Below are 26,892 nucleotides of genomic sequence, written 5' to 3'. Positions count from 1 at the left end.
TAGCACAAACTCGCTGTACCTTGTTCCTTATGGTGGCGGCACCAGCGAAGCGGGATACGTCAATTTACTGAAACTTGGTCATCCCGTTATCGCCGTTAGTATGATGGCGAACCAGTTGCCAAGATAACTCGGGTAGGCGCACTAGTATTTTTATGGCTAAACAGCAAGTTCTTCTCTCCTTCACTACTTACCAATATTTTTTCACCAGGCTGTTGACGATCGAGGAAAGATCCGTATAATTCGCATCCGTTGTTGGGCAACAAATTACAACAGCATCTGCGGGAATAGCTCAGTTGGTAGAGCGCAACCTTGCCAAGGTTGAGGTCGCGAGTTCGAATCTCGTTTCCCGCTCCAATTTTTTCTGGATGGATCAGAGAAAATACTTCAAAAGTCTCTCACCCCACTAGAGAGCAAAGTGTCAAAAAGTTTTCTTAGGCGCGGTGGCAGAGTGGTCATGCAGCGGACTGCAACTCCGTTAACGCCGGTTCGATTCCGACCCGCGCCTCCATTTTCGTTAACAATATGTTGTGCAAGTGTTTAAAAGTCGGCTAAAATGTCAGAAAAGTATCTGTGCGCTTGGTTTCGGAGCATCTCCTCGACTTACTCAAATCATTTTAACCTCTTTTTGCAAAATTCTTATCGTGTATCTGCAATGAAGCGCTGCATCTTTTTTGCCTAATCAATCGATAGTCGTTTGCCACCATTTTTGTCTCCTAACAACCCTTCTTGTTTTTGCCCTGGATAACGTTTTCTTCGGAGAGTCCTCTTTGCGAAGGTAAAATCGGCCCACTTGAGCGCGAGTTGACAAAACAGGCAGGCTGTTAGCTCAACGAGCGCAGGTGTAATATCTCTATCTCAACAATAGGCAATAAAGAGCCACGAAATGATTCAAAAGACGCTTGTTTCAACCGATGACGTTCGCAACCGTTTTTCAAAGGCTATGTCGGCGATGTATCAAGCAGAGGTACCTCAGTACGGCACCCTACTTGAACTCGTGGAATGCGTAAATCAAGAAACACTTAACCAACAACCTGAGCTTTACCGTCGTTTGGAAGCGCAGAATGAACTTGCACGCCTTAGCGTCGAACGCCACGGAGCAATTCGTGTGGGCACAGCGGCTGAGCTGTCTATGTTGCGACGCTTGTTTGCCGTTATGGGGATGTATCCTGTCGGTTATTACGATCTTTCTGAAGCGGGTGTACCGGTTCATTCAACCGCTTTCAGACCCATCAACGATGATGCGCTATCCAAAAATCCGTTCCGTATTTTTACCTCTCTACTGCGCATGGAGTTAATTGCAAATGAAGTACTTCGCAAGCGTACAGAGGCCATTTTAGCAACGCGCGACATTTTTACATCCAAAGTACGGGAACTGATCGAGTGCTATGAGTCTCAGGGTGGGCTATCCGACAAGGAAACGGATCAATTTGTAAAAGAAGCCCTTGAAACATTCCGCTGGCATCAAAATGCCACTGTCGATTTAGATACCTATCACGCGCTATGCGACGAACACCGCTTGATTGCTGACGTCGTCTGCTTCCGTGGGCCGCACATCAATCACCTCACACCGCGCACATTAGATATCGATGAAGTTCAGCGCCGCATGCCTGATGTGGGTATGAATCCAAAAGCAGTCATCGAAGGGCCTCCACGTCGTGAACGGCCTATTTTGCTTCGCCAAACCAGCTTTAAAGCGTTGGAGGAGTCGATCCGCTTTGCCGGTGAAGCGCAGGGTACCCACACCGCCCGCTTCGGTGAAGTTGAACAGCGAGGGGTGGCTCTCACGCCAAAAGGGCGCGCACTGTATGACCAGCTCCTCAATGACGGCCGCAAGCAAGCGGCAGGACTCGATAACGATGCGCACCAAGCGGTTATGAATGGCGTATTTGCCGCGTTTCCCGACAGCGATCAGGCGATGCGTCGTGAGGGGTTGGCCTATTTCCACTATTTTCTGACTACCACTGGGCAAACCGCCAAGGACTGTACCGAAGAAGATATGGAGGCCTTGATTGCACAAGGGCTGATTGAAGTGCAGCCGATTACCTATGAAGACTTTTTGCCAGTGAGCGCGGCGGGTATTTTCCAGTCAAACCTTGGGAGCGCGCAAAGTGAGGCCTATGCAGGTAGCGCGAATCGTAAATCATTTGAAGAGGCTCTTGGTGCTCAGGTAACCGATGAGCTATCTCTTTACGCCGAACGAGAAAGGGCTTCGAAAGCTAAGGTGATAACAAGCTTACAAGGCTAAGAATTTGGTTGAAGATTTTTTGCTTTATAAATACTGCGATGGTGCTACGTTCATGTAACTTGAGTAATCGCTCAAATTAAGTTTGAACGATTGCTCAAGTTGAGTTACTGTTATTCCGTTACACCCACTAGGTAAACTCACGCTTCAATTTGAGTGATCACTCAAATTTGACGGCAACGTTTTGCTCGATGTGAGTAATCTCACGTTTACCTTTACCGCAAGGAGTCATTCCATGACCAACTTTACTCTTCACGACAAAGAAAGCGCCCCACAAGCAAGCCAAAATTTACTCGACAACTCCATCAAAGCTTTCGGTATGGTTCCAGGCCTTCACGCGGTTATGGCAGAAGCACCAGGCTTACTTGAAGGTTATCAGCGGCTTCACCAGCTTTTTCTGGATAGCAGCTTCGACGACGAAGAAACTACCGTGGTTTGGCAAACCATCAACGTCGAGCATGCTTGCCATTACTGCGTGCCCGCTCACACCGGTATTGCCAAAAGCATGAACGTTGATGACGCCATCACTGAAGCTCTGCGAAACGAAACACCGTTACCGACAGACCGGCTGGAAACCCTTCGCGACTTCACCCTCGCCGTTGTGCGCGGCCGCGGCAACGCGGATGACAGTGCCGTGGCAGCATTTCTAGAGGCTGGTTTCACTAAGCGCCAGATTCTTGAGGTCGTTCTTGGCACCGCACAGAAGGTGATGAGCAACTACACAAATCACCTTGCCGAGACGCCAATAGACAAGCCGTTCCAGAAGTTTGAGTGGCATAAGGCTGACTAACATGCCTAGCAAGTCGGAGGCGGTTCTCATTGCCCGTCCTGACTTGTCGCTAGTGTATTGAACGCATTATCTATTTTTGAAAGATGGCCAGGATCATGTCGAGCAACCATAAATTACTCAAAAACTAACTTTCGTGTACAAAACTGCTCATTCGCAGTGCTTCCAGGGACAAGGCCATATCCTCAGCGAGAGCGTGAACCGCCGCACTGTCGACGTCACGATGGGCAAAAGCGCGTAATCCCATTACTTCTGCCTGCAAGCGCCGTCCAAGGCGAACGGGGTCGAGCTGGGCATCCAGTTCCCCGATCTCCTGTGCCACATCGAAACGGTCAATAAAGCGTTTTTCCATACTTGCTAACAGATCTTCGGCCTTGCGCCAGGCTGTTTTCTCTCGCTCGCCCAGCTCCAACAGGCTTTTGACCAGCATGCAGGCTCGACTTGGTAATTCCCGATCGCGAAGGCTACCTAGCCCGCGCAAATAAGCGGCAAGCCCCGCTAATGGTGATGGGTAAGCGTGTAAGGTGCGTTCGAACTCGGCCAGCCCCAAGCGAGCATAGCGTTCCAGAGACTCCTGAAATAGCCCATCCTTGCTGCCAAAGGTGGCATAGATACTACCCGGCCGCATGTCGAGCGCTTTCTCCAGGTCCTTCAGTGAGGTTGCATGAAAGCCTTTTTGCCAGAACAGCTGAAGAGCCCGCTCCAGAGAGTCTTGGCGGTTGTGAATCGTTGCACGAGCCATGATTAATTCCAGATTTTGAGGCCAACATAGGGCATCAGTAAATATTTTGAGTAATCGCTCAACCTTATATTGAACACTCACTCAGGTACAGCTGCATCCCATTAAATTCGCAATAGTACGCAGTGTCAGTTTTAGGCGTTTGCACATTGGAAGTATTTAGGCGTCGTTGTTATTGGTCAATGTGCCACTGATTTTGAGGATGTCGCCGATGTAGCTGTAAAGTAGGAATATTTTATTGCATGTTGGTATAGTTTTTGGATTCCGGTATCGTCCTTATGAGGCTTAGCCTGCTATACTCGCCTTTCTCAACGGGGTGCCTCCAACAGGCTGAGACCATACCCGCGGAACCTGCCCCAGATAATGCTGGCGAAGGAATTGAGCTTTAACCGGCCGAAAACCGCGTGTGGTGCCCTAAAACCGAGTTTTGAGGTTTAACCACCATGGCGTATTCGCTGCTACAACGCATTGCTCAAAATAGTCACACTGCCCTACTCCCTGCTAAAACTCGGACTGTTTTAGGATTATTTATCCTCATTTTTACCAATTTATCCAGCGCTACCGAAAACCCCAACTTAACGGTATACACTCACCCCTCGTTCGCAGCGGAATGGGGGCCAGGACCGGCGGTAAAAACGGCGTTTGAACAGCGCTGTGACTGCCAACTTAATTATGTGGTGCTCGACAGCGGCGGGGACATTTTGCAGCGACTGAGGTTAGAAGGCGCCAGCAGCTCAGCCGACCTGGTGTTGGGCCTGGACACCGGCACCATGGAACTGGCTCGCTCCACTGGGCTATTGGCGCCGCACAATGTAAATCTGGACGCTCTCGATTTACCCATCCTCTGGCAAGACCCAGTGTTCGTACCCTACGACTGGGGCCACTTCGCGTTTGTTTACGACACCGAGCAGTTGGCCAACCCGCCAAAAAGCCTGGCTGAGCTGATTGCAGCACCAGACGATTTGAAGATCATCATTCAAGACCCGCGCACCAGCACCCCCGGCCTAGGCCTTTTGCTTTGGATGCGCCACGTTTACGGCGACGATGCCGGGGCCAAGTGGGAGCAGCTGCAGAAAAAAATCCTGACCACCACAAAAAGCTGGAGTGACGGCTATTTTTCATTGTTTATGAACGGTGAAGCGCCAATGATTCTGTCTTACAGCACCTCACCGGCCTACCACATGGCCGTCGACAAGACCGAACGCTACCAGGCAGCAGAGTTCAGTGAAGGTCACTACCTGCAAGTGGAAGTGGCGGCAGTGGTCGCCAGTTCGCCACATCAAACGCTGGCAAGAGAATTTTTGGATTTCATGCTAAGCGCCGACTTTCAGCGCCATATTCCGCTGAAGAACGTTATGTACCCGGCCATTGATTTGGGCGCCGAACTGCCCGATGTTTTTAACCGCCTGATACAACCGTCCCGCACCCTGTTTTTTAATCCGGCCGAAGTAGCACAGCACCGGCGCGAATGGGTCGATGAGTGGCTGGAAGCCATGACGCGCTAGCGGACTGGCTAATGCAAAATCCGCTGAGCTTTTGTAACGCCCATCGCGCGCCGCTGAGCCACCCCGGCTGGCAGTTGGCACCCGGGGTGCTGATTGCTCTAACTATTATCACACTGACGGCCACAGGCGTGGGCGCCCTACTGTGGCAGGCACCGGCGCTGAACCCGGAAGAGCTCTGGCACAGCCGTTATCTGCGCAACGTGGTTGTTTTTACCGTCTGGCAGGCGCTGCTGTCTGTGCTTATCAGCACGCTGCTTGCCATTCCCGTTGCCCGGGCGCTGGCGCGGCAACCGCAGTTTCCCGGCCGCGGCCTTCTACTCCGGCTGATGGAGCTCAGCCTGGTAATGCCCTCCATTGTGGTGGTTTCTGGTCTGGTCAACGTTTACGGCCGCCAGGGTTGGTTGACTGTGGTTGTGAGTGACTTTATACCGGCGCTGCAGTGGAATCTGTACGGTTTGAACGGCATTGTACTGGCCCATGTATTTTTTAACGCCCCGCTGATTGCACGCATCCTACTTCAAGCGCTGGAGGCCACACCGCAGAGCCAAAAGCGCCTGGCTAGCCAGATGGGGCTGCGCGGTTTTATAGTGTGGCGGGTTCTAGACTGGCCGGCCATGAAACCGGTGTTGCCCGGGTTGCTGGCGCTGGTGTTTACCCTGTGTTTTACCAGTTTTGCCATCGTAATGACTCTGGGCGGCGGACCAAATGCAACCACATTGGAAGTGGCTATTTACCAGGCCCTGCGCTTTGAATTCGATTTTGGCCGCGCTGCCTTGCTTGCGCTGGTGCAGCTAAGTATTTGTGGGGGCCTGTGGTGGCTGGTTATGCGCCTGGGTGAGCCCACCAGAGTGTTATCAGAACGACGCTTCAGCCAACCGCCGCCGCGGCGCGATAATCGCGGACTAGCACGATTTTGCGATGGCGCACTGGTACTGGCCTTCGCCATTTTCCTTCTGCTGCCACTGCTGGCCATTGTCACCCGCGGCTATCCTGGGCTGGCCACGCTGCCCATGCTTGACCCACAAACACCGCTGTTCCGGGCCACCGTGAAAAGCCTGGCGATTGCCCTGCCCGCTGGCCTGTTAGCGGTCATCGCCACTCTGGCCATTGTTGCAGCCGGGCAATTCCCCAAGGCAAAAATGGTCACTCACAGCGCCGGCTACTTGCCGTTGATAGTGCCACCGCTGGTATTGGGAACCGGTCTGTTTCTGCTGTTTCGCCCTAGCCTCGGTTCAGCCGGCCAGGGAATGCTTCTGGTAGCACTGATTAACGCCATGATGGCACTGCCCTTCATTCTTCAGCTTGTTCGTGGGCCGCTGGCAAGCCTGGACCAGCCAAGCCGACAGCTGGCTGACCAGCTGGGTATTCTAGGTTGGTATCGCTGGCGCTCGCTGCACTGGCCGCGGCTCAAGCGCCCGTTAGCGTTGGCGTTGGCCTACGGAGTTGGCCTTTCTCTGGGAGATTTTGGGGTGATTGCACTGTTTGGCTCGCCTGGTGCACCCACACTTCCGGTGCTGCTGTACCAGCAGCTCGGCAGCTATCAACTGGTTGCAGCAGCGGCTACCGGGCTTTGGCTTATTCTACTGTTGTTGATGATATTTAGCCTCGCTCATATTCTTACCCGCGCTGCCCGCTTACGCCCATTTGCCCGACCGCAGAACGTATCCGTTATGGACATTCACCATGCTTGATGTTTCCGGTCTAGGTTTTCACTACCCGACTTCACCCGACCAACATGGGCCGAAGTGGCAGTTTGATTTTACGCTGGCACCCGGCGAATGCCTCGCTATTCATGGCGTCAGTGGTTCTGGCAAATCCACCCTGCTCAATCTGCTTGCCGGGTTCCTGCAAGCAAGTGGCGGCTCTATTCGCTGGCGTCGGCAGGAATTGACGCCATTGCCACCTTGGGAACGCCCGATCACCAGCGTGTTTCAGGAGCACAATCTGTTTGAGCACCTGAACGTTGCAGATAACATTGGCCTTGGCCTTCATCCGGGACTAAAGCTGTCGGGCGCACAAAAGATAAAAATTGCCGCTGCTCTGGAGCGCGTGGGCCTGGCCGGCATGGGCAAACGCCGCCCGGCGGAACTGTCCGGCGGTCAGCGTCAGAGGGTGGCCTTGCTGCGAGCACTGCTGCGCGGTCAGCCCCTGTTACTATTGGACGAACCCCTGACCGGGCTTGATCCAGACGCCCGTCATATTTTGCACAGCCTGTTGCTGGAACAAAAACGCGACGGTGTGGCGATGATATTGGCCAGCCACGATGCGGAAGACCGCCATGTCCTGGCGGATAAGGTGTGGAGTCTTTAAGCTGCTATTCATTGGTTATTATCCTGGGAGTTTGGCAACAACGTGACCCGTGCTGACATGTCGGATTACTCACAACCTGATCAGAGCGCCGCTGGCGAGTTGCTGATTGACGGCGACCAAATAAGCGCCTGTGGCGACTGGACGCTTCCCTACTACCACGCCCTCTACTCATCCGTTACCGCAGTTGGCCAAGACTCCGACCGCAAACGAACACTTAACCTTCAAACGTTGGGGCGTATAGACACCGCCGGTGCTGCACTGCTGGCTGAACTTGTTGGGCCCCATAACCTGGAGCAGTGGCTAGCGGATAACCCGCAAGCGGTTAGTCGTGAAACCGCCGCGCTTTTGAGTGCAGTCGCAACCGCCATGACCGATCAACAGCCACTGCCAGCCCCACCCGGCTCTACGCTGTCTGGTTTGGTACGCGATATCGGCGCTTGGGTAACTGAGTTGTACCAGCTCGTTGTTACCCTTGTTGGCTTTATTGGCCAGATTATTGCGGCCCTGGCGTGGACAACACTGCACCCACGGCGCTGGCGCATGACGGCTTTTGTGGCTGCAGTTCAGGACACCGGGCTGAATGCGGTACCCATTGTAGCCCTGCTCACCTTTCTGGTCGGTGCTGTTATCGCTTTCCTCGGGGCCACTGTATTGGCAGATTTTGGCGCCACCATTTATACCGTTAACTTGGTGGCTTTTTCATTCCTGCGGGAGTTTGGCGTTTTATTGGCGGCTATCCTGTTGGCTGGCCGCACAGCCAGTTCTTTCACCGCCCAGATCGGCGCTATGAAAGTAAATGAGGAATTGGACGCGCTGCGCACGCTGGGCCTTAGCCCCATCGAAATGCTGGTGTTGCCGCGGGTGCTTGCAATGATGGTCAGCCTGCCGTTGCTGACATTTGTAGGGATGATATCTGGCATGGTGGGTGGCGCCCTAGTGTGTGCGATGACGCTGGACATCACTCCGACACAATTCGTATCGATTGTGTCCCAGGATGTCGCGTTGAAGCACTTTTTGGTGGGTTTGTCGAAGGCACCCATATTCGCTTTTCTAATTGCAGCCGTGGCTTGCCTTGAGGGTTTCAAAGTCAGCGGCAGCGCCCAGTCAGTAGGCGTACACACCACATCCAGCGTAGTGCAGTCGATTTTTATGGTTATTCTGTTCGACTCCATCGCGGCACTGTTTTTTATGGAGATGGGCTGGTAAATGACACAAACAACGAATGGAGAAAACGGATCCCAAACGTCGATTATTCAGGTGCGAAACCTGGAAAACCGCTTTGGCAGTCACGTTGTTCACCAACAACTTGATTTGGACCTGTTTCGCGGTGAAATTCTGGGAGTGGTCGGCGGATCTGGTACCGGCAAGTCGGTTTTGCTGCGCAGCATCGTTGGTTTAGTCAAGCCGTCAGGCGGCGACATTCGGGTATTTGGCAAAGATTTGCTCGCACTGTCTGCTCGTCAACGCTCGCTTACTGAACAGCGCTTTGGCGTACTGTTTCAGAAAGGCGCGCTGTTTACCTCGCTTAATCTTCAGGAAAACATTGCCCTGCCGCTGATCGAGCATCGCAAATTGCCGCGACCCGAAGCCGAGCATCTTGCACGCATGAAACTGGCACTGACCGGTTTATCGGTAAAAGCGGCTACCCAGTATCCGTCGGAGTTATCCGGCGGCATGATCAAGCGCGCGGCACTGGCAAGAGCGCTGGCTCTGGATCCGGAAGTCCTGTTTCTGGACGAGCCCACCGCCGGGCTAGACCCAATCGGCGCAGGCGCCTTCGACCAACTGATTGTTACCCTGCGTAATGCACTGGGTTTAACCGTGTTTCTGGTGACCCATGATCTGGATACGCTCTACAACAGTTGTGACCGGGTGGCGGTACTGTCGCAGAAAAAAGTTCTGGTGGCCGATCGTTTGCAGAAAGTTGTCAAAAATCCCGACCCGTGGATTCAGGAGTATTTCCTTGGGCCACGGGGCCGGGCCGCCAGCTACGCAGTTCAAACTAACAAGGCATTGCAAGCACCCTATTCCCAGCAGGAGTCATCATAATGGAACCCAGAGCCCATCACTTCCTGATTGGGATGTTTACGATTATTACGGCGGCCTCGGCTTTAGTGTTCGCTTTGTGGCTTGGCAAAACCAGTAATGAGCGGGAATGGGCCTGGTATGAGGTAGCGTTTGATTACACAGTCAGTGGCCTTTCTGAAGGCAATCCGGTTCTTTACAACGGCGTCGATGTGGGCGACGTGGTCTCTTTACGTTTGATGCGGGAAAATCCTGGGGAGGTTCGAGTGCTGGTGCGCGTCGATGAGACCATTCCGATGCATGAAAACACCCGGGCCAGCCTGGTACTGGCGAACATCACCGGCAGTATGAGCATCGAGTTCAGCGGCGGCAGCCAGAACAGCCCATTATTAATGGGTAGCCGTGAGAACCCCCCGATTATTCACGCCCAGCGCTCCGCTCTCAGCGGCCTGCTGGACAACAGTCAGATACTGATGGATAAAGCCGACCAACTGCTTAGTAACGCCAATCAGTTATTTTCTAACGACAATATCGAACAGGTGTCTGCCATTCTGAGCAATACCCGTGAGGCCAGTGAAACGCTGGTGCGCAAGAGTGCCGCTCTGGACGAGCTGTTTGCAAATCTGAATCAGGCCAGCGCGAATGCGAGCCAGGCCGCCGCCCAAATAGCCGACGTGTCCGGCACTGCCGATGCGCTGTTGCGTAACGAGGGCCGCTCGGCGCTGCGCTCGATGGACCGTGCCCTGGGTAATTTTGACGCCGTCATGCAGCGGCTGGATACCCTCACCTCCGACAACGCCGGCGCACTCGATGCAGGGCTGCAGGGCATGGGCGAGCTGGCACCGGTTCTGCGGCAATTGCATAACACACTTAATAACCTGAACCGCTTTACCCGCCGGCTGGATGAAAACCCTGCAGGGACACTCTGGGGCGTAGACACTATCAAGGAATTGCCACAATGATTCGTTACTCGAAGAGTTTTGTGCCAGGCACCCTCTGCGCACTGGTGATGACCGGTTGCACCATTTTTCCGGTTCCTGAAACACCACGGGTAATGGATTTCGCGCCCGCACCTTTAACCCTGAACCGCGCTGGTGACCAGCAGCCGTTCAGTCTTCGTGTAGATACACCGGTGGCATCAGAGCCCATCAACAGCACTCGTATTCTGGCAAAACCCGAGGCTACAGAATTCCGCATATACGGTGGCGTTCGTTGGCGCGACACAGCACCGGTTGTCATGCGCGATACGATGACAGCGGCATTGCGCAAAAGTCAGGGTTTTAAGCGGGTAATTACGGATGCTAGCCCGGCCGAAGCCGATCTGACCATGGTCACCGAGTTGCTGGCTTTTCAAAGCCAACCCGGCTCTGATCACAGCGATGTGGTCATTCAGCTATACAGCGAAATCATGGTAAATCGAAGTCGCAGAACGGCGTGTTCACAACTCTTCGATATTAAAACAAGCGCCGCCAGTAATCGTTTAGACGATGTCATTATTGCATTTGATGTCGCCGGCCAACGCCTGATGAGTCAGCTTGCGCTCTGGGCGAGCGCCTGCGACGGGCTATCGGCCGACTCAAAAGCGGAAGGCCAGTGACCTTAAACGCTTACTTTCGCGGAAACAGGTCCGGCCAGGCAGCCTGCAAATATAATCCCATAGACCATAATGTCAACCCGGCTGCGAGATACAGCAAACCGATTGCGATGTCGGCTTGAACCACACCGGGTGGAAAGGCCAGTAGCCCGATAATAGCCGCCATTTGGGCAACGGTCTTAATTTTACCAATATAAGACACCGCTACGCTGGCGCGGCTGCCAATTTCCGCCATCCACTCACGCAGTGCGGAAATCACAATCTCGCGGCCAATAATGACGGTTGCCGGCAACGTCAGAATCAACGCCGCATGCTCTTCAATCAGCACCGCCAGAGCCACAGCCACCATAAGTTTGTCGGCGACTGGGTCCAGAAACGCCCCAAAAGGCGTGCTCTGATTAAGTTTGCGCGCCAGATAGCCGTCCAGCCAATCGGTCACCGCAGCCAGTGTGAAAATAGTCGCGCTCACCAAGTAGCTCCATTGCACAGGCATATAAAAGATAAACACAAACACCGGAATCATCACGATGCGGGAAAGAGTGAGAATATTCGGTATGTTCATTCGTTGCCTATTCGTCGTGCAATGCTGCGTAAATGGTTTCAGCCAGAGTCTTGCTGATGCCAGGAATCTTGATCATTTCGTCAATGCCGGCTTTGAGCAGCTCTTGTATGCCGCCAAAGTAACGTATCAAATCGCGCCGGCGCTTTGGACCTACCCCTTCGATACCCTCAAGGGTGGACTGACGGCGCTTTTTATCACGGCGAGCGCGATGACCGGTAATCGCAAAGCGGTGTGATTCGTCACGGATATGCTGAATCAGGTGCAGCCCGGGTGAATCTGCTGGCACCCGAAACACCCGTCCGGTAACCGCATCGATCAGCTGCTCCATTCCCACCCGCCGGGCAGCACCTTTTGCAACGCCAATAAGCGGAATGTCCGTAAGTTCTAACAATTCAAAGACTTCACGGGCAATATTAAGCTGGCCCATACCACCATCAATAAATACCAATGAGGGCCGTTTGCCTTCTCCAGCTACCAATCGCTTATAACGACGGGTTAGAACTTGGCGCATTGCTGCATAGTCATCGCCGCCGGTAATACCTTCAATATTGTAGAGCCGGTAATCGCTTTTCAATGGACCGTTTTCATCAAACACCACACAAGAAGCCACGGTATTTTCGCCATGGCTGTGGCTGACATCAAAACACTCCATGCGCGCTGGCGTTTCAGCCAGGTCCAACAGGTCTTTTAATGCCAATAAGCGGCGGTACACGGTTTCCTTGCTGGCCATGTGCGTCAGTAACGTCTGGCGGGCGTTGGTTTGCGCCAGCTCAATCCAGCGCCTCCGCTCGCCGCGCACATTAACACGAATGCGAGTGTCTCGCTTGGCTGCCTCTGACAAAGCTTCCGCTAATAGCGCCATGCCCTCGGGTTCAGAGCTCACCAAAATATCTTGAGGAATCTCGCGGCGAGTGTCTCCAGCAAAATAATACTGGCCCAAAAACGCCGCCAGCAATTCACCGTCAGACTGCTCAATGAGAAATCGCGGAAAGTAGTCTTTGGTACCCAGCACTCTGCCACCGCGCACGATGACGACAACCACACACACTATGCCGGCGTCTTGGGTTATGGCGATCACATCGGCATCGCCGCCTTCACCATCAACAGACTGCTGCTCCTGTACATGTCTCAGATGATTCATCTGATCGCGGTAAGCAGCGGCCTTTTCAAAATTCAGCTCTGCCGCGGCTGCTTCCATAGCCTGCATCAGATCTTCAATCACCACCGGGTTCTTGCCTTCAAGAAACATTGCCGCACGGCGTATATCCTGCTGATAGTCCTCTGGAGATATATAGCCCACACAGGGCGCGGTGCAGCGATTGATCTGATACTGCAAACAAGGTCTGTTTCTGTTTCTAAAATAGCTTTCATTACATGATCTTATGCGGAAAACTTTTTGCAACACATTAAGGCTTTCTTTAACCGCACCCGAGCTGGGGAAAGGCCCGAACCAGGTGCCGCCACCTTTTTTTGTACGCCCCCGGCGAAAGGTCAGTGAGGGATAATCCTGATGCGCGGATACATATATGTAGGGGTAGGATTTATCATCGCGCAGCAGTATGTTGTAAGGCGGCCGCAACGACTTGATCAAATTCTGTTCCAGCAATAAAGCTTCGGTTTCGCTGCCGGTTATGGTGACTTCAATGGAACAGATTTTTGCCACCAGGGCCTGGGTTTTCGGCGCCAGGCCGGTGTTACGAAAGTAACTGCTAACCCGGTTTTTCAGATTGCGCGCTTTACCCACATACAGCACCTTACTGGCGGCGTCGTACATCCGGTATACGCCCGGCCTTTCAGTAAGCTGTTTAAGGAAGTGCCGGCTGTCAAAGGTCTCCGCCGGAGGGGCGGCCGAATCAGACGTTACTGGCATCGTGAAACCCGAGGCGAACGACCATAAGGGCCAGCTCAACATCACTGGAAATTCCGAGTTTTTCAAACACACGGTAGCGGTAGGTATTGACAGTTTTCGGGCTCAAGCAGAGTGCGTCAGATATGTCCTGAACCTTTCTGCAATTCACCACCATCAACGCTATTTCACGCTCACGCTCGGAAAGACGTTGGAACAACGTCAGTTCCGGTTGATCTTCATTGCCCTGCCCTAACGCCATTTGCTGGGCAATTTCCGGGCTGATGTAGCGTTGTCCGGCGTGAGCTTTACGCACAGCACGAATGATCTCGCGAATATCGGCACCCTTGGTAATATAGCCTGAAGCACCTGTCTGCATAACCCTTACCGGATAGGGGCTATCGGCACAACCGGTTACCACGACTACCCGCACGGCGTCATTCAATCGCAAAATTTTACGGGTTGCTTCAAGGCCACCAATACCTGGCATGCAGATGTCCATCAACACCACATCGGGAGGGTTGCGGCGTACCTGTTCAATGGCATCTTCACCATTTTTAGCCTCGCCAATTACCTCGATGTCCGGGTTGTCAGACAGCATGCGTGAAATCCCGGATCTAACCAGGTCATGGTCGTCTACCAGTAACACTCTGATCAACATGCACCTCACACAAAGCCAATAACATTTATGCCACAATTATAACGGTTAACGCCGAATCACGATAGGCGACACACCATGACAAAGTACCGTCAGAGCTGGGCCTGCGGCCTGTCCAAACTGGCGGTGTTGGTGACTGGATCAAACCACACCACCAGCTCTCCCTTGTCAACCGCGGTCTTAACCCTGCCGGCTTCCACCAGAGGATTTTCCTGATCGTTCAGGCCGTGATAACGGGTGCAGTATTCCTCAACAAGACCCAGTATCTGATCGTCGGCCAGCAAATCGGCCGGTACAATAAACAATTCTTCTCGCGGGTCCTGTTCAGATACCGTAGTAAGTGACTCGTTCATTACTTAAACCTCAGTCGTTAAATCATAAATATTGACGGTCTAATTGGCATTCACTCGAAAAAACCATACATTGTTATAACGCCCAACGAATTAGTTGCCTGTATACTAAGAAAAATAATAAAAGGATAAATTTCCAGCACTCACTTTTTGCGTAAGTTCATTATACCGTAATGCAAAGTGTGTTTCTTTAATGATTCCAACCACAAAGGATTTTTAGATATGTCTAACGATATATTCAAAAAAGCGAGCCGGCTGAACGAAATCTTGTTGGAACAGCTGGGAAAAGCCGCTGAGATGCAAATGAATGCATTTCAACGTTACTCCGAAATGGCACTGGGCCAAGCCAAAAAAGCCTCTGAAGTTCGTGACCTGGATGGCTTTCAGAGTCTCGCTTCTGAACAGAGCGAAACTCTGAAAGCGTTGAACGATCAGTTTACTGCCGACATGAAGGCATGGCAGGATTACTCCAGCGAAGCGCGCAATAAAATTAGTTGCGCCTAGCCTGAAAACTAAAATTTTGCGGTCGATCAGGCGTCGATGCCTAACCGAGTGCTCTTGTTTCGCTTGAGGAGTTCTGCATGTTGGGAATTGAAAAGCTGAGTAAAACCAAAAAATTAGTGGCCGGTGTTGTCGACACTAATGTACGTCGTGGTCAAGAGCGATTGGCAAAAATGTTAGGCGATAAAGGCTTGATCAGCCCAACCACCCTGTCAATGATGGGGGAAATGTCGGATATTTATAAGGCCATGGCCGCCGATGTTGCTAAAAATCCGTTGCGTACGATTTCGGCAGAAAGTGACTTGCTGCGCAAATATCTAGCGCTAGGCTCCTACACGTTTAGCCGCGCAATGGGTAAAGATCAGGATTCAGTCGCTAGCCCGGAAGCAGACGACCGTCGTTTTCAAGCAGAAGACTGGTCCAAGCACTTGCCCTTTGATTTGCTGTTACAGGCTTATCTGATCAACTCCCAAGCATTTCAAGATTGGTTAGAGGGTATGGACAACCTGCCCAAAGACACCCGCGACCAAATGCTTTTTTACGCACGCCAGGTCACCAGTGCACTGTCCCCTGCTAACTTTTTGGTCACCAACCCGGAAGCCCTTCGCATTACATGGGAAAGCAAAGGCAAGAACCTGCTGACGGGTGGCAAGCAATTTATTGACGACTATCGCCAGAACCCAAAGCTCTTTAACGTCGGCATGACCGACCGCTCTGCGTTTGAGGTCGGTGGCAACCTGGCAACAACACCGGGCAAAGTTGTATTCCAGAACGAGCTGATCCAGCTGATTCAGTACGCTCCGACCACTGAAACTGTAGCAAAACGCCCGATGTTGATCGTTCCGCCTTGGATCAATAAATTCTACATTCTGGATCTGACCGCCCGCAACTCGTTTATTCAGTGGCTGGTTAATCAGGGTCAAACGGTATTTATTGTTTCCTGGCTCAACCCGGGACCCAGCCAAAGAGACTTGGTGTGGGACGATTACATGCAGAAAGGCGTGGTAGCGGCGATGGACAACGTCACTAAAGCGACCGGCGAAGCGAAAATTAATCTGATTGGCTACTGCATCGGTGGCACCTTGGTGGCATCAACCCTTTCGTGGTTGAAGAAAAAAGGCCGCAAACCAACCCTCAGTGTCACCTACTTTACTACGCTTCTGGACTTCACTGATCCAGGCGGTATTAGCATATACATCAACGATCGTTCGCTTGCGGGCATCGAGAAGATGATGAACAAGAAAGGTTACTTGGACGGGCGCGCCATGGCCTTCACCTTCAACCTGCTGCGTGAAAACGAGTTGTTCTGGTCTTTCTGGACCAAGAACTACCTGAAAGGTGAAAAGCCAGCGGCCTTTGACCTCCTGTACTGGAACACCGATGGCACCAACCTGCCCGCGGCGCTGCACGGCCCGTACCTGCGGGAGATGTACCTGAACAACCGTCTGGTGCAACCGGATTCGCTGACATTTTGTGGTGAGACCAATAATCTGCAGGAGATTGACGTGCCGTCTATGTTCATAGCCGCTCGCCAGGATCACATTGCCAAGTGGAAATCCTGCTACACCGGCGCTCAGGCTCACGGCGGAAAAGTGACGTTCTTACTGGGAGGCTCCGGCCACATTGCCGGCATTATTAACCCGCCGTACAAAGAAAAGTACGGTTTTTGGACCAATAATGTAGATACATTGCCAGAAAATCCGGACGACTGGCTGGCAGAAGCCGAGCAGCACCCTGGCTCATGGTGGCCGCACTGGGTTGAGTGGCTGGCGCAGTATCAAGGCGACCAGGTTCCTGCCCGCGTCCCGGGCGAAGGCAAGCTGAAGGCATTGGAAGATGCTCCTGGCAGCTACGTCAAAGTCCGCGCAGCGGATGCAGCGCAAAGCTAATATCAGAGTGTAAAATGGTCCACCAAAAAACGCGGCGAAGCTTATGCTTTGTCGCGGTTTTTTGGTTCTTCAATCTGCGCTTTAAATTGATTATCATTGCCGCCTCTGAAAATAGTTTGGATGCTAATGACTCCCTCTGCTTTTCGACTCACTTTGCCGATCCTGTTCGGCTATTTGCCGCTGGGCATGGCGTTTGGCGTGCTGTTTGCCACACAGCTTGATTACCCCTGGTGGATAGCCCCACTGATGGGAGTGCTGGTGTACGCCGGTGCCGGTCAGATACTGGCTGTCAGTTTGCTGGCCGCTCATGCCGGATTACTGGAGGTGTTTATTGCGATGTTTGTGCTGAACGCCCGGCATCTGTTTTATGGCCTGTCTCTGCTGGGCCAATTTCGCGGCGCCGGCTGGCGCAAACTGTATTTAATATTCGGCCTGACCGATGAAACATACTCGCTGCTCACTAGCCGCCAACGCACCCAGAGCCGCGAGCAGGAGTTGCATACGGATTTTCGCATTACCGCACTGAACCAGTTGTATTGGGTGGTCGGCTGCGCGGCCGGTGGGTTTTTGGGGCACAGCGTTACATTCAACAGCACCGGCATTGAGTTTGCGCTGATCGCGCTATTCATTGTGCTGACCATTGAGCAGTTCAAAGCACTGGGTGAAACATTTCCGCTTTGGCTGGGTGCTCTGGCCGCCGCGGTGGCTATGGCCGTTCTGCCAGCGCCGAATCAACTTATCGGAGCCATTATGATTGTGTCACTGGTGTTGTTACTGCAGTACCGCCGGCACAGAGACGCTCTGGCCCGCAATCGCAGCGGAGACACAACCCATGGTTGAGAACCTGTTTCAAAACTACTATCTGTCCAGCTTTATAGCGGTGACGGTGCTGGCAACCTTTGCCACCCGCATCATTCCGTTTGTTTTTTTCGAGCGCCATACTGAGCACCCTCTCATCAAACACTTGGGGCGCTATCTACCCGCCGCTGTTATGGCGTTGCTGGCTATCGTTTTTTTACAACGCTCGGCAACATGGTCTTTACCAGTGATTGGTCTGGATGCGCTAATCCCCGGCGCCCTGGTGGTTCTGGTTCACTTTTGGCGCCGCAACGCTCTGCTGTCTATTGCTGCGGGCACACTTCCGTATATGGCCATTCAACAGGCCGGCCTGTTCTGAATAATAGGAAAGCACCGTTATGGAGTTGCTGAACACCTTTGCCCAAACCCTCGAAACCACACTGCCTGTCTTCATCATGGTTTTTATTGGCATGGGGCTGCGCCGCGTTAACTGGATAGACGACGCGTTCGTCAATACCGCTTCCGCCCTGGTGTTCAAAGCAACATTGCCAACGCTGATCTTTCTAAGCATTACCCGGGCAGATCTGAGCACCGCCTTAAACCCCAGTTTGCTTGTGTTCTTTTTGTTGGCGACCCTTGGCAGCTTCGGGTTAGCGTGGATTTGGGCGCACTTCCGCGTTCGTCGGGAAGACCGCGGCGTGTTTGTGCAGGGGGCATTCCGCGGCAACTGTGGCATCGTGGGACTGGCGCTGGCGGCCAATCTTTACGGCGATTATGGTTTGTCTGCCGGCGGCATTCTGTTGGGCCTGGTGATTATTTCCTACAACATTTTGTCGGTAGTGGTGCTGTTGGCCTATCAGCACGGCCAAAGCGCCAGCCCAAGAAAAATCCTCCATGATATTCTGCACAATCCACTGATCATTTCGGTGGTTATTGCCATTCCAGTCGCCGCGTTGAATCTGCAACTGCCCGCTTGGGTAATGACATCTGGGGATTACTTTGCGTCTCTCACGTTACCTCTGGCACTTATGTGCATTGGCGCTACCGTATCACTGCGCTCTATTCGCACCGACAGCCGCACGGCGATGGGCGCCAGCCTGATGAAAATGGTAACGCTTCCTGCACTGGCCACAACGGCGGCATGGCTTTGGGGTTTTCGCGGCGCAGAACTGGGCTTACTGTTCGTGTTTTTCGCCAGCCCAACGGCGGCAGCCAGTTTTGTAATGGTTAAAGCGTTAGGAGGGAACGACCGCCTAGCTGCGAACATTATCGGGCTGACCACTTTGCTTGCCAGTGTGACCGTGACACTCGGGGTATTTGTTTTGCGCAGTTCCGGCATTATTTAACCGGGGCGGGTGTACCTTGCACGCTTTCCCTGTTTAGATACAGCCAACGCAACCGGACCGAATGGCTATGGATAGACTGGCTATAGAATCTCCACTTCTGGACACCCACTCAGCCTGGCAACTTATTTTGCAGGCACGGGATTGTGCCAACATTATTTTGTCGGTTCCGAACAGCACAGAACCCGCGCTCGCTTTGTCTGAAGACGACGGAAACTGGCGTTTGTTACGCCCTGCCAACGAACAGGCACAACAGCTGTTTGATTTATTTTTACCTTTGGTAAGCCCACTGGCAGACGGCCAGACCACATCGGTTATCGGCCAATTAGGACAGAGCCTGGACGGCCGTATCGCCACGGTGAGCGGCCATTCACGATTCATTAATGGTGATGATGGCATTGTCCACTTACACCGCATAAGGGCGTTATCAGATGCGGTTGTGGTGGGCGCAGGGACGGCCGTGGCCGACAACCCCCAGCTTACGGTCAGACGCACCTCTGGTGACAATCCGGTACGGGTGGTTATCGACCGTCGCCGCCGTGTGCCCGCCAGCCACCATCTGTTTACCGATAACGCAGCGCCAACACTTCGGCTGATCGCCGGTGATTACCAACCCGGCCCGAAACCAAGGCTGCAAGAGTTAACGAGTGTTCTAGAAGTTCCGTGCCTGGGTCATAACCAGCAACCCGTTTGCCCCGCACAGATACTAGCGGTGCTGGCAGACTTTGGTTTGCACAAAATATTCATAGAAGGTGGCGGAGTGACTGTGTCCGCATTTCTGCACGCGCAATTGCTAGACCGATTGCACGTGATGGTGGCGCCCATGATCATCGGTAGCGGTCGGCCAGCGTTTACACTGCCCGAGATTGATCAACTTGACGACGCGCTGCGGCCGCGGGCAACCATGGTCAACCTGGGTTCTGACATGCTGTTTGCTCTGGAATTCAACGTTAACCACGGCGGCCCTTAAACAGCACCAGAACGCCTGGGCAACTGCCGATAAACATCAACGCACCGTAGCCGACACTGAGCGCCACGCCCTGCTCTGCCGGCAACCCCGCCAGCGGCCACAGCAAAGCCGCGGCGCCTTCGCGTATACCCCAACCCGCCACGGTCAGTGGAACGATCATACTCAGTAATAACACAGTACACAGCGCCAGAAGCACAGCCGCTGCAGCGGCTGTGTTGACGTAATCCGCAGCCACCGCCAGCAATAAAAAAACCGCAAGATAGCTGGCCACAACCAACAACGACGACATCAGCTGCAACGGCAAAGCTGGCCAACGGAACAAAGCTTGGTGTACATCATCACGCAAGGCCAGCAGATAAGCCTTGAACCGGGCGTTGTAAAACCGCAACAACAGCAAACCACCTGCTACTGCCAGCAGCAAAACCATGGGCAGCCAGCCGATTGCTGCGGAAGAGCCCGCCAGCGATGGTTTGAACACGTTTGCCTGCCAAAGCACGATCAGGCCCAGCCCAACCACCAGCGCTAAAACCAGTTGCCCAGACAGCCTTTCAATCACCACCGCGTGGGCCGCTTTTTGTCGCTTGCCGGCTTTGACACCGTGGCGAAACGCACGGTTCACATCCCCCAGAACGCCACCGGGCAAAACCTGGTTTATAAACGTGGCCAGGTAATACTCCTGCACCGCATCACCTACGCCGATGCTCAAACCGAGGCGTTTACCGGTGTAACGCCAGCGCCAGGAAGAAAGGACAACCTGAACCGCACTAAGTACAACGGCCGGTAGCACCACCCAGAGTGGAATTCGTTGCAGCTCACGCCACAAAGCCGTGGTATCCACCAACAAGAAAAGTGCGCCAAGCAAAATTGCACTCGCCAGCCAGCGCCAAGCCGCGGTACCCCATACGCCCGTTTTTGCCGTAGCAGACATATTGGCTACCCAGCCCTTGACGGCAACGCGAGCAGATCTTCATGACACACAGTAATGCGCAACGCCCCTGCGGCCAGCTGCCGTTCTCTGGCGTCAAGCCAGACCTTTAAACGTGTGCTCTGATCCAAGTCCTGCTGGATGGCGGCATTAACCCAGCCGTGCATCAGTTGACGCGCCAGCTCAGCATGCTTTTCACCCTCACCTTCACCCAGCTGCCAGTCACTGGCGGCAATGTGCACCTCATAACCACAGCTTTGCAGTTCTGCGGTCAATGCTGCAGTGGCGCTTGGCCCCAGCGCCGCTCCCAGGCCTTTATCGCCGTGCTGGTGTTGATTCACCAGTACGCGCAGCAGATCGTCATCAGGGTGCCGAGGGCTAAGATCGAAGCGTCCAGCGTAGCTCAACACGACCAATAGGGCCGCGCGTTTGTCCGCGACTTCTTCTACCAACGCCTGCAACCATTGAGCCGACACAAGGTCAATCAGCGCCGATGCGGTCACCAGGCGCGTGTCCGCGGGGAGTAGCCCGGCAAACGTTTGTGGTAACAGCTGTAAAGCCCGAGGCTCAACGCTCAGGCCCAACGGCTCTAGTCGTGCCACGGCGGCGGCCAACAGACCCGTGTCTTGGTCGATCAAAAGCCACTTCTGCGGTTTATCAAGTACCTTAACCAAATACCCGACATTAGACCCCAGCCCGGTACCCAGGTCGACCAGCGTTGGCGGCTGAGGCCTTATTTGGTCTCCCGATTTCTGTTGTAGCCAATCACGCAGCATGGCGTTGAGATTTTGCGACCGCGCCTTATAGTCCGCCGGCTGTCGCAGGCTGAGCCAGTCAGCGCTGAACTCGGTATGCGGGTGACGGCTCTGAAAGTCGGTTAGCGCGGCCTTAAAAGCGGCGGCTGTATCAGCCCAAGTGCGCACACGCAGCGACTCGGACTCAGCCCTTAGGCGGGCTTGCGCCAGAACGTCAGGGTTGGTTATCCAACCACCCAAACGTTCACGCAACGCTGCCACATCCCCCGCGTTGTACATCGCAACGCCGGGGCGATCGGCGGTGTGTAATAACGCGCCACCGTTGGAGGAAATAATCGGTAAACCGACACCCAGTGCTTCATCAATCACCATGCCATAACCTTCATACAGCGACGGCAATACAAAGACATCGGCATTGTTGTACAGCGTTGCCAGCGCATCGCCGTCCACTTCACCGGTTAGCGAAATACGCGAACACAAACCGGCCCGCTGAATCTGCTGGCGCACCTGCTCGGCGTAGTGCGGATTGCGATCACAGGCGCCTACCAGAACACACTGCCATGGCAACTCTTTCAACCCGGAAAGAGCCTCTACCAACTGATGCTGGGCCTTACGCGGTGACAATTGTGCCACGCATAACAGCCGTATCGTTTTTGCAACGTCAGCCGTGCCATTGGCAGAATGTTCCGGCGCACCAGACGCACGCTTTTCAACACCCGGTTCAGCAATATGGATTCGGTCTGACGCTACGCCAAAGTCCCGAAGGCGTTCTGCGGTAAAGCGGCTGGTGGTCACAACGTGGGGCACCGCCGCCAGCGCCCGCTTTTCAGCGGCAAAAAACCTCGCTTGCTGCTGCGAGCTCAGGTCAGTTTCATCAGCCAACGGATGGTGAATCAACGCGACCAGATTGAGCCGGGACCGGTGAGCTTCCAGTATTTCTGGCATGGCGCTCATGGCAAGTCCATCGAGCACCACCCAAGACTGTTCTGCCGCACTCGCAAGCAACTCGTTCATGGCCGTTAGTGCCACCGTGTCGGGCTGCGGAAACTGGCCTGGCAACCCCGCTATCCGTGCGCTTATACCTGGCTGATTTAACACGACGGCTTGGTTGAGCGCGGCTACTAACTCGCGTACGTAGCGATAACCACCGGTGTTCTGTTGCGGATCACCCGGTACGACAAACAGCAGTTCGTGGCTGGACTCAAATGTCGCCATGGTAGCTGGCCCAGGCAATATGGGATTCCGCCAAGGTTACCTTCAGGCGTTCAACACCCCTGCCTGACTCACCCAGTTGGCCGGCTCGAATCGCCGCTGCAAGTCGTTCAAATATAACCTTTGCCATAAATTCGGTGGTGGTGTTGCGGCCCTTGAATTCCTCCACGTCGTCCAGATTTTTCATGTTGAACTCCGCCAGCAGTGCTTTCAACTGCTCTGAAGCCAGGCCAATGTCCACAATCAAGTCGTCGTGGTCGAGCGTCTTACGCTCAAAACTAACGTCAACAATATAAGTGGCGCCGTGGGTTTTCTGGGCCGGCCCAAAAATTTCGCCATTAAAACTGTGGGCAATCATGATGTGATCACGAACGGTCAGGCTGTACATTTAAATCTCCTTTGGCAAAACATAATGTGAGTAAGCATCTGTGCAGAGCTGCCTATAAAGGGCTATGACTAATAACGAATTCGATGGCATAAAGTATCATCACCCGGGGCAAGAATTTGCGCCATGGTTTGCGGCATTTGCTCGAACGGGGTTTCTGCGCTGATCAGAGCGTCTAACACCGGATCTTGCAGCAAGTCCAGAGCGAGTATCAGGCGCCGACGATAATCCCAGCGCGGCTGGCGGAGCGGGCTAATCCCGCCCACCTGGCTGGATTTCAGGGTCAGGCGGCGGGGATGAAAGGCCGCGCCCAGGGGTGCGATGACGGGCTGATCGCCGTACCAGCTCATTTCCACCACCGTTGCTTCAGGACCAGCCAGGCCAAGGGCTGTCGCCAAGCCGGCACTTTGGCCGCTGGCGTGAATCACCAGGTCAAAATCATCAAAGCTGCTTTGGCTGGCGAAGTTCAAGCCCAGCTTACGCGCCACCGCCTCGCGACCAGAGTTGATATCCAGAGCGACGACGTGGGTTCCGGGTATGCGGCTGGCTAACCAGGCTACCAGCAAGCCAACAACACCCAAACCCACCACCGCAATGCGGTCGCCCACGCCGGGCATGGCATCCCAAAGGCCATTTACAGCGGTCTCCATATTGGCTGCCAATATTGCACGAGCGGCCGGTAACCCCGGCGGCAAAGGCGTTACAGCCGAAGCAGGCACTTTATAACGTTGTTGATGAGGGTACAGACAAAATACCGTCTTGCCGGCTAGTCCCTCGGGGCCACTGACAACTCGGCCAACATTGGCGTAGCCGTATTTAACGGGCCAAGGGAAATCTCCCTGCTGAAAAGGTGCGCGCATACTCTGGTGCTCGCTGGCAGGCACTCGGCCATGAAATACCAGAGATTCAGTGCCACGGCTGACACCTGAGTACAACGATTGCACGGTTACCTCAGTGTCGGTCGTGGCCGCACTCGTGCCTGCCGGGTCACTCAAAGCCGTGTCCAGTATTTTCCCTTCGCCAGCGGCGGTCGTCCAGAATGCCCGTGTCGCAGCGTGCGATGAGCCATCATTTGTGGAACTCATCCAATACTCCTTGTGTCTATACTAAATGCCAAACAGTCTACAGAATTATTAACGGAGTTCACTGATGAATTCAGCACCTCGGGTGCAAGGCCTTGCGCCATGGATGGACCTGTTGTGGAGTGCCGTTGTGCTGGTGGCTTTGTGTGCACTGGTGATTTCGCCTGTTGCCTCAACCCAGGTTGGCGCAGCCACACTGGCCACTACGGTAACCATCATTCTTTATGCCGCCATTATGACGAGTGTGCTAACACGCTGGCCGCGACACCAAAATTTTGGATGGGCCAACCGGACAACTCTGCTACGCGGTTGCGTGATCATTGTATTGGTGGCCATTGCCTGCGCTGTGGCCGCAGGTGCTGAACTGTCGGTTAACCGCCTTTGGTGGTATGCCGTTGCGGCATTGTTGGCACTGATACTGGACGGCGTAGACGGTCAGTTAGCGCGGCGCACCCACAGCACCAGTGAGTTCGGCGCCAGATTCGATATGGAACTGGACGCGCTATTAATTCTCGGCCTGTGCCTGATGGTTTTCGCCATTGGCAAAGCTGGCGCCTGGGTAATGGCACTGGGCCTGATGCGCTATGGATTTGTAGTGGCTGCCTGGATTCTGCCCTGGATTAACCAGCCGCTGCCGCCGAGCTTCCGCCGCAAGACAGTCTGCGTATGGCAGATTGTCACGCTAATGGTGGCGATTGTGCCGCCAGCGCCTTCCCTGCTCGTCAGCGTGTCGCTGGCAACGGCGCTGTTACTGTTAACCTGGTCGTTTTTCCTAGACGTATATTGGCTCTATCAACGGAGAGAACAACATGACACACACTGAGAAAAACCGTACTTCCGGAATCGCTGTCCTATCCTTGCGCCGAATTGCTACCGCTGTTCTAGTGCCTGTTTGTTTGGCTTCAGCCCCGCTTGTTCACGCCGAGCCGACCAACTTCAAGGTCGATGACGAGCACTTTTCGATGGTGTTTGAAATCATGCACATCGGCTACGCCCCGGTGATGGGTATGTTCCGCGAGATAGAGGGAGAATTTGTGTACGACGAGGAAACCCGTGAGCTCAGTTCCGGCAAGCTGATATTCAAAAGCAACAGCGTATTCACCAATCACAAAAAGCGCGACGAGCATGTCACCAGCAAAGACTTCCTCGACAGTTCCAAGCACTCCGACATCGTTTTTACCGTGACCGATTTCAACACCACCGGCGATAACACCGGCCAGGTCACCGGGGACTTGGCTATGCTCGGGCAAACCAATCCGGTTGTATTAGACGTAACGCTCAACAAATCTGCGGTTTATCCGTTTGGGCACGAGGAATATACCTTAGGCATCAGCGCCGAAACCAACCTGAAACGCAGCGAATGGGGTATGACCTACGGGCTTGATGGCGACATGGTGGGGGACGACGTCACCCTGCGCTTTGGTTTTGAAGCCATCAAACAATAGGGTTAATTCGAAGCCGGTTGTTGGCGGCCAGATTTCATAGACGCCACCACCGAGCCGGCCACTACCAGTAACGCCGCCACCGGTAAACGCCAATCTGGGGCGGCAATACCCGCAACGACCAAAAGCACCGCAGCTAATACCGGCACCGCATAAGCCAGGCTGCCAATCAACGCCGTAGGCCCGGTGCGCAAAGCCAGGTCCCAAGCCACCATAGCAAGCCCATAAGGCCCAAAGCCAAGAGCAATACCGGCCAGCAAAGCGCTACCGGAAGGCATTCCCGGTGTGCTTCCAGCCAAGGTGTCAGCGGTTGCCGCGCCTGCGCCTGCAACCAAAAACAGCAATGGCATCAAAGGTGCAACCGCTACCGGCGCCGCCTGACAAATCCACGAATACAATGCCCAGCAACAAGCGGCCAGCAGTGCCAGTGCATAGCCGGCATAGTGGTCGCTAGCGCCTACCCCCAGCGACTCGGGTGATATCAAAACCGCTGCGCCACAAAATGCAATACCGGCCCCGACGATGACCGGCAATGGAATGCGTCGGTGAAACAGCCACTGGCTAAGCACAATAAACAGTATCGGCCAGGTGTAAGTAATCAATGCGGCCTCGGCAGCGGGCGCCTTGCCCATGCCCGCCAGATAACCGACCACAGCGCCAAAAATCAGCGCCGGCACCAGTCCGTAAATCACCAATTTCCACTTGAGCGGCAGCGTTACCTGCCTGACATCCGTTCGCGCTTTTGTGCGTTTGCGCAACGTCATGGGCAAAGCTGCTACAGCACCACTTAGCAGAGCAATTGTTGCCAGCCGAAACGGCGGCACCGCACTTGCGATATCCACCAGCAGCGGCGCGATCGCCCACAGAACAACAGCAACAAGCGCTGCAAAAACGCTGAGATAAAGCGGTTGGTGTAAGACAATGGTATAGCGACTCACCGTTAGTACTCCCTCAACGCTGCTGAATTAGCAA

27 protein-coding genes, 2 tRNA genes and 1 riboswitch are annotated in these 26,892 nt (G+C 53.9%); of the genes, 19 read left to right on the top strand and 10 right to left on the bottom strand.

The genetic code is table 11. The features are described 5' to 3' along the window. The first annotated feature begins 278 nt into the window (after positions 1-278). The 4 genes from ABA45_RS08675 (at position 279) to ABA45_RS08660 (ending at position 3,032) form a co-directional block, all read left to right on the top strand. Positions 279-354: transfer RNA gene (locus ABA45_RS08675), tRNA-Gly, on the top strand. An 80-nt stretch (positions 355-434) separates the two neighbouring features. Continuing rightward, positions 435-508: transfer RNA gene (locus tag ABA45_RS08670), tRNA-Cys, on the top strand. A gap of 375 nt (positions 509-883) precedes the next feature. After that, the gene (gene hglS, locus ABA45_RS08665; RefSeq protein ID WP_048385378.1) at positions 884-2,245 is read left to right on the top strand and encodes a 2-oxoadipate dioxygenase/decarboxylase HglS; all 1,362 of its coding nucleotides are present in this window, start codon (positions 884-886) and stop codon (positions 2,243-2,245) included. Positions 2,246-2,477: 232 nt separating this feature from the next. After that, on the top strand, positions 2,478-3,032 hold the full coding sequence (locus ABA45_RS08660; protein WP_048385375.1) for a carboxymuconolactone decarboxylase family protein: 555 nt from the start codon (positions 2,478-2,480) through the stop codon (positions 3,030-3,032). A 124-nt stretch (positions 3,033-3,156) separates the two neighbouring features. Here the strand turns inward: ABA45_RS08660 and ABA45_RS08655 are convergent, their stop codons facing one another. Further along, the gene (locus ABA45_RS08655; RefSeq protein ID WP_048385372.1) at positions 3,157-3,771 is read right to left on the bottom strand and encodes a TetR/AcrR family transcriptional regulator; all 615 of its coding nucleotides are present in this window, start codon (positions 3,769-3,771) and stop codon (positions 3,157-3,159) included. Between the two features lie 299 nt (positions 3,772-4,070). Beyond that, a riboswitch (TPP riboswitch) is annotated at positions 4,071-4,163 on the top strand. A 48-nt stretch (positions 4,164-4,211) separates the two neighbouring features. On the opposite strand from ABA45_RS08655, the gene thiB reads away from it, so the two are divergent. Genes thiB through ABA45_RS08620 form a run of 7 tightly spaced genes read left to right on the top strand, consistent with a single transcriptional unit; the run spans position 4,212 to position 11,205 of the window. Continuing rightward, complete coding sequence (gene thiB / locus ABA45_RS08650; RefSeq protein WP_227506173.1) at positions 4,212-5,273, top strand: thiamine ABC transporter substrate binding subunit; 1,062 nt, start codon at positions 4,212-4,214, stop codon at positions 5,271-5,273. A gap of 11 nt (positions 5,274-5,284) precedes the next feature. Then, positions 5,285-6,964: a thiamine/thiamine pyrophosphate ABC transporter permease gene (gene thiP, locus ABA45_RS08645; RefSeq protein WP_048385370.1), complete on the top strand. Its 1,680-nt coding sequence runs from the start codon at positions 5,285-5,287 to the stop codon at positions 6,962-6,964. Beyond that, positions 6,957-7,583, top strand: a complete 627-nt coding sequence (locus ABA45_RS08640; protein WP_048385368.1) for an ATP-binding cassette domain-containing protein — start codon at positions 6,957-6,959, stop codon at positions 7,581-7,583. Before thiP ends, ABA45_RS08640 begins: the two co-directional genes overlap by 8 nt. Before the next feature lie 42 nt (positions 7,584-7,625). Then, positions 7,626-8,789, top strand: a complete 1,164-nt coding sequence (locus ABA45_RS08635) for an MlaE family ABC transporter permease (protein WP_048385366.1) — start codon at positions 7,626-7,628, stop codon at positions 8,787-8,789. Beyond that, complete coding sequence (locus tag ABA45_RS08630; protein WP_048385365.1) at positions 8,790-9,632, top strand: ABC transporter ATP-binding protein; 843 nt, start codon at positions 8,790-8,792, stop codon at positions 9,630-9,632. After that, a complete protein-coding gene (locus ABA45_RS08625; RefSeq protein WP_048385364.1) occupies positions 9,632-10,570 on the top strand; it encodes an MlaD family protein in 939 nt (312 codons plus the stop codon). The genes ABA45_RS08630 and ABA45_RS08625 overlap by 1 nt, the downstream gene beginning before the upstream one ends. Further along, on the top strand, positions 10,567-11,205 hold the full coding sequence (locus tag ABA45_RS08620; protein WP_048385363.1) for an ABC-type transport auxiliary lipoprotein family protein: 639 nt from the start codon (positions 10,567-10,569) through the stop codon (positions 11,203-11,205). Before ABA45_RS08625 ends, ABA45_RS08620 begins: the two co-directional genes overlap by 4 nt. A gap of 10 nt (positions 11,206-11,215) precedes the next feature. Here ABA45_RS08620 and pgsA read toward each other — a convergent pair whose 3' ends face one another. The 4 genes from pgsA to ABA45_RS08600 all read right to left on the bottom strand — a co-directional run bounded on the left by pgsA (position 11,216) and on the right by ABA45_RS08600 (position 14,621). Further along, entirely contained in the window at positions 11,216-11,764 is a 549-nt protein-coding gene (gene pgsA / locus ABA45_RS08615) for a CDP-diacylglycerol--glycerol-3-phosphate 3-phosphatidyltransferase (protein ID WP_048385361.1), read from the bottom strand. A 7-nt stretch (positions 11,765-11,771) separates the two neighbouring features. Further along, entirely contained in the window at positions 11,772-13,634 is a 1,863-nt protein-coding gene (gene uvrC, locus ABA45_RS08610) for an excinuclease ABC subunit UvrC (RefSeq protein WP_084708299.1), read from the bottom strand. Continuing rightward, positions 13,618-14,268, bottom strand: coding sequence for a UvrY/SirA/GacA family response regulator transcription factor (gene uvrY, locus ABA45_RS08605; protein ID WP_048388855.1), 651 nt, complete (start codon positions 14,266-14,268; stop codon positions 13,618-13,620). Before uvrY ends, uvrC begins: the two co-directional genes overlap by 17 nt. Positions 14,269-14,360: 92 nt before the next feature. Then, a complete protein-coding gene (locus ABA45_RS08600; RefSeq protein ID WP_048385359.1) occupies positions 14,361-14,621 on the bottom strand; it encodes a YheU family protein in 261 nt (86 codons plus the stop codon). A gap of 219 nt (positions 14,622-14,840) precedes the next feature. On the opposite strand from ABA45_RS08600, the gene ABA45_RS08595 reads away from it, so the two are divergent. The 6 genes from ABA45_RS08595 to ABA45_RS08570 all read left to right on the top strand — a co-directional run bounded on the left by ABA45_RS08595 (position 14,841) and on the right by ABA45_RS08570 (position 20,119). Beyond that, positions 14,841-15,122 (top strand): phasin family protein, encoded by a 282-nt coding sequence (locus ABA45_RS08595; protein ID WP_048385358.1) that lies wholly within the window; start codon positions 14,841-14,843, stop codon positions 15,120-15,122. Between the two features lie 77 nt (positions 15,123-15,199). Beyond that, on the top strand, positions 15,200-17,008 hold the full coding sequence (locus ABA45_RS08590; RefSeq protein ID WP_048385357.1) for a PHA/PHB synthase family protein: 1,809 nt from the start codon (positions 15,200-15,202) through the stop codon (positions 17,006-17,008). 126 nt (positions 17,009-17,134) lie between these two features. Continuing rightward, positions 17,135-17,848 carry an AzlC family ABC transporter permease gene (locus tag ABA45_RS08585; RefSeq protein WP_048385356.1) on the top strand — a complete coding sequence of 238 codons (714 nt, stop codon included), beginning with the start codon at positions 17,135-17,137 and terminating at the stop codon, positions 17,846-17,848. Beyond that, positions 17,841-18,185 carry a branched-chain amino acid transporter permease gene (locus ABA45_RS08580; protein WP_048385355.1) on the top strand — a complete coding sequence of 115 codons (345 nt, stop codon included), beginning with the start codon at positions 17,841-17,843 and terminating at the stop codon, positions 18,183-18,185. The genes ABA45_RS08585 and ABA45_RS08580 overlap by 8 nt, the downstream gene beginning before the upstream one ends. A gap of 19 nt (positions 18,186-18,204) precedes the next feature. Further along, positions 18,205-19,152, top strand: coding sequence for an AEC family transporter (locus tag ABA45_RS08575; RefSeq protein ID WP_048385354.1), 948 nt, complete (start codon positions 18,205-18,207; stop codon positions 19,150-19,152). A 61-nt stretch (positions 19,153-19,213) separates the two neighbouring features. Further along, entirely contained in the window at positions 19,214-20,119 is a 906-nt protein-coding gene (locus tag ABA45_RS08570) for a RibD family protein (RefSeq protein WP_198147094.1), read from the top strand. On the opposite strand, the gene ABA45_RS08565 is transcribed toward ABA45_RS08570, so the two are convergent. The 4 genes from ABA45_RS08565 to ABA45_RS08550 form a co-directional block, all read right to left on the bottom strand. Beyond that, positions 20,100-21,047 carry a lysylphosphatidylglycerol synthase transmembrane domain-containing protein gene (locus ABA45_RS08565; protein ID WP_048385352.1) on the bottom strand — a complete coding sequence of 316 codons (948 nt, stop codon included), beginning with the start codon at positions 21,045-21,047 and terminating at the stop codon, positions 20,100-20,102. The genes ABA45_RS08570 and ABA45_RS08565 overlap by 20 nt on opposite strands. 5 nt (positions 21,048-21,052) lie before the next feature. Then, entirely contained in the window at positions 21,053-23,014 is a 1,962-nt protein-coding gene (locus ABA45_RS08560; RefSeq protein ID WP_048385350.1) for a glycosyltransferase family 4 protein, read from the bottom strand. Beyond that, complete coding sequence (locus ABA45_RS08555; protein ID WP_048385348.1) at positions 23,001-23,399, bottom strand: 6-pyruvoyl trahydropterin synthase family protein; 399 nt, start codon at positions 23,397-23,399, stop codon at positions 23,001-23,003. Before ABA45_RS08555 ends, ABA45_RS08560 begins: the two co-directional genes overlap by 14 nt. 68 nt (positions 23,400-23,467) lie before the next feature. After that, positions 23,468-24,481 (bottom strand): zinc-dependent alcohol dehydrogenase, encoded by a 1,014-nt coding sequence (locus tag ABA45_RS08550; protein WP_048385346.1) that lies wholly within the window; start codon positions 24,479-24,481, stop codon positions 23,468-23,470. A 64-nt stretch (positions 24,482-24,545) separates the two neighbouring features. Here ABA45_RS08550 and ABA45_RS08545 point away from each other — a divergent pair, with 64 nt between their 5' ends. Both ABA45_RS08545 and ABA45_RS08540 read left to right on the top strand, forming a co-directional pair. Then, entirely contained in the window at positions 24,546-25,301 is a 756-nt protein-coding gene (locus ABA45_RS08545) for a CDP-alcohol phosphatidyltransferase family protein (RefSeq protein WP_048385344.1), read from the top strand. Continuing rightward, positions 25,288-25,923 carry a YceI family protein gene (locus ABA45_RS08540; RefSeq protein WP_198147092.1) on the top strand — a complete coding sequence of 212 codons (636 nt, stop codon included), beginning with the start codon at positions 25,288-25,290 and terminating at the stop codon, positions 25,921-25,923. The genes ABA45_RS08545 and ABA45_RS08540 overlap by 14 nt, the downstream gene beginning before the upstream one ends. A gap of 2 nt (positions 25,924-25,925) precedes the next feature. On the opposite strand, the gene ABA45_RS08535 is transcribed toward ABA45_RS08540, so the two are convergent. Further along, positions 25,926-26,858, bottom strand: coding sequence for a DMT family transporter (locus tag ABA45_RS08535; protein WP_048385342.1), 933 nt, complete (start codon positions 26,856-26,858; stop codon positions 25,926-25,928). Positions 26,859-26,892: the final 34 nt, after the last annotated feature.

Source organism: Marinobacter psychrophilus, from assembly GCF_001043175.1.
GTDB lineage: Bacteria > Pseudomonadota > Gammaproteobacteria > Pseudomonadales > Oleiphilaceae > Marinobacter > Marinobacter psychrophilus.
Note: the sequence above shows the minus strand (reverse complement) of the source record. Positions and strands in the feature narration are given on the sequence as shown.

Bases quoted from the DNA above. Each gene is read 5' to 3' on its own strand.
- ABA45_RS08540 (WP_198147092.1), top strand. From the start codon at position 25,288: ATGACACACACTGAGAAAAACCGTACTTCCGGAATCGCTGTCCTATCC.
- ABA45_RS08640 (WP_048385368.1), top strand. From the start codon at position 6,957: ATGCTTGATGTTTCCGGTCTAGGTTTTCACTACCCGACTTCACCCGAC.
- ABA45_RS08550 (WP_048385346.1), bottom strand. From the start codon at position 24,481: ATGAGTTCCACAAATGATGGCTCATCGCACGCTGCGACACGGGCATTC.
- uvrC (WP_084708299.1), bottom strand. From the start codon at position 13,634: ATGCCAGTAACGTCTGATTCGGCCGCCCCTCCGGCGGAGACCTTTGAC.
- ABA45_RS08580 (WP_048385355.1), top strand. From the start codon at position 17,841: ATGGTTGAGAACCTGTTTCAAAACTACTATCTGTCCAGCTTTATAGCG.
- ABA45_RS08620 (WP_048385363.1), top strand. From the start codon at position 10,567: ATGATTCGTTACTCGAAGAGTTTTGTGCCAGGCACCCTCTGCGCACTG.
- ABA45_RS08545 (WP_048385344.1), top strand. From the start codon at position 24,546: ATGAATTCAGCACCTCGGGTGCAAGGCCTTGCGCCATGGATGGACCTG.
- ABA45_RS08565 (WP_048385352.1), bottom strand. From the start codon at position 21,047: ATGTCTGCTACGGCAAAAACGGGCGTATGGGGTACCGCGGCTTGGCGC.
- ABA45_RS08575 (WP_048385354.1), top strand. From the start codon at position 18,205: ATGGAGTTGCTGAACACCTTTGCCCAAACCCTCGAAACCACACTGCCT.
- ABA45_RS08555 (WP_048385348.1), bottom strand. From the start codon at position 23,399: ATGTACAGCCTGACCGTTCGTGATCACATCATGATTGCCCACAGTTTT.
- ABA45_RS08655 (WP_048385372.1), bottom strand. From the start codon at position 3,771: ATGGCTCGTGCAACGATTCACAACCGCCAAGACTCTCTGGAGCGGGCT.
- thiB (WP_227506173.1), top strand. From the start codon at position 4,212: ATGGCGTATTCGCTGCTACAACGCATTGCTCAAAATAGTCACACTGCC.
- ABA45_RS08630 (WP_048385365.1), top strand. From the start codon at position 8,790: ATGACACAAACAACGAATGGAGAAAACGGATCCCAAACGTCGATTATT.
- ABA45_RS08570 (WP_198147094.1), top strand. From the start codon at position 19,214: ATGGCTATGGATAGACTGGCTATAGAATCTCCACTTCTGGACACCCAC.
- ABA45_RS08560 (WP_048385350.1), bottom strand. From the start codon at position 23,014: ATGGCGACATTTGAGTCCAGCCACGAACTGCTGTTTGTCGTACCGGGT.
- ABA45_RS08590 (WP_048385357.1), top strand. From the start codon at position 15,200: ATGTTGGGAATTGAAAAGCTGAGTAAAACCAAAAAATTAGTGGCCGGT.
- hglS (WP_048385378.1), top strand. From the start codon at position 884: ATGATTCAAAAGACGCTTGTTTCAACCGATGACGTTCGCAACCGTTTT.
- ABA45_RS08660 (WP_048385375.1), top strand. From the start codon at position 2,478: ATGACCAACTTTACTCTTCACGACAAAGAAAGCGCCCCACAAGCAAGC.
- ABA45_RS08585 (WP_048385356.1), top strand. From the start codon at position 17,135: ATGACTCCCTCTGCTTTTCGACTCACTTTGCCGATCCTGTTCGGCTAT.
- ABA45_RS08625 (WP_048385364.1), top strand. From the start codon at position 9,632: ATGGAACCCAGAGCCCATCACTTCCTGATTGGGATGTTTACGATTATT.
- pgsA (WP_048385361.1), bottom strand. From the start codon at position 11,764: ATGAACATACCGAATATTCTCACTCTTTCCCGCATCGTGATGATTCCG.
- thiP (WP_048385370.1), top strand. From the start codon at position 5,285: ATGCAAAATCCGCTGAGCTTTTGTAACGCCCATCGCGCGCCGCTGAGC.
- ABA45_RS08600 (WP_048385359.1), bottom strand. From the start codon at position 14,621: ATGAACGAGTCACTTACTACGGTATCTGAACAGGACCCGCGAGAAGAA.
- ABA45_RS08595 (WP_048385358.1), top strand. From the start codon at position 14,841: ATGTCTAACGATATATTCAAAAAAGCGAGCCGGCTGAACGAAATCTTG.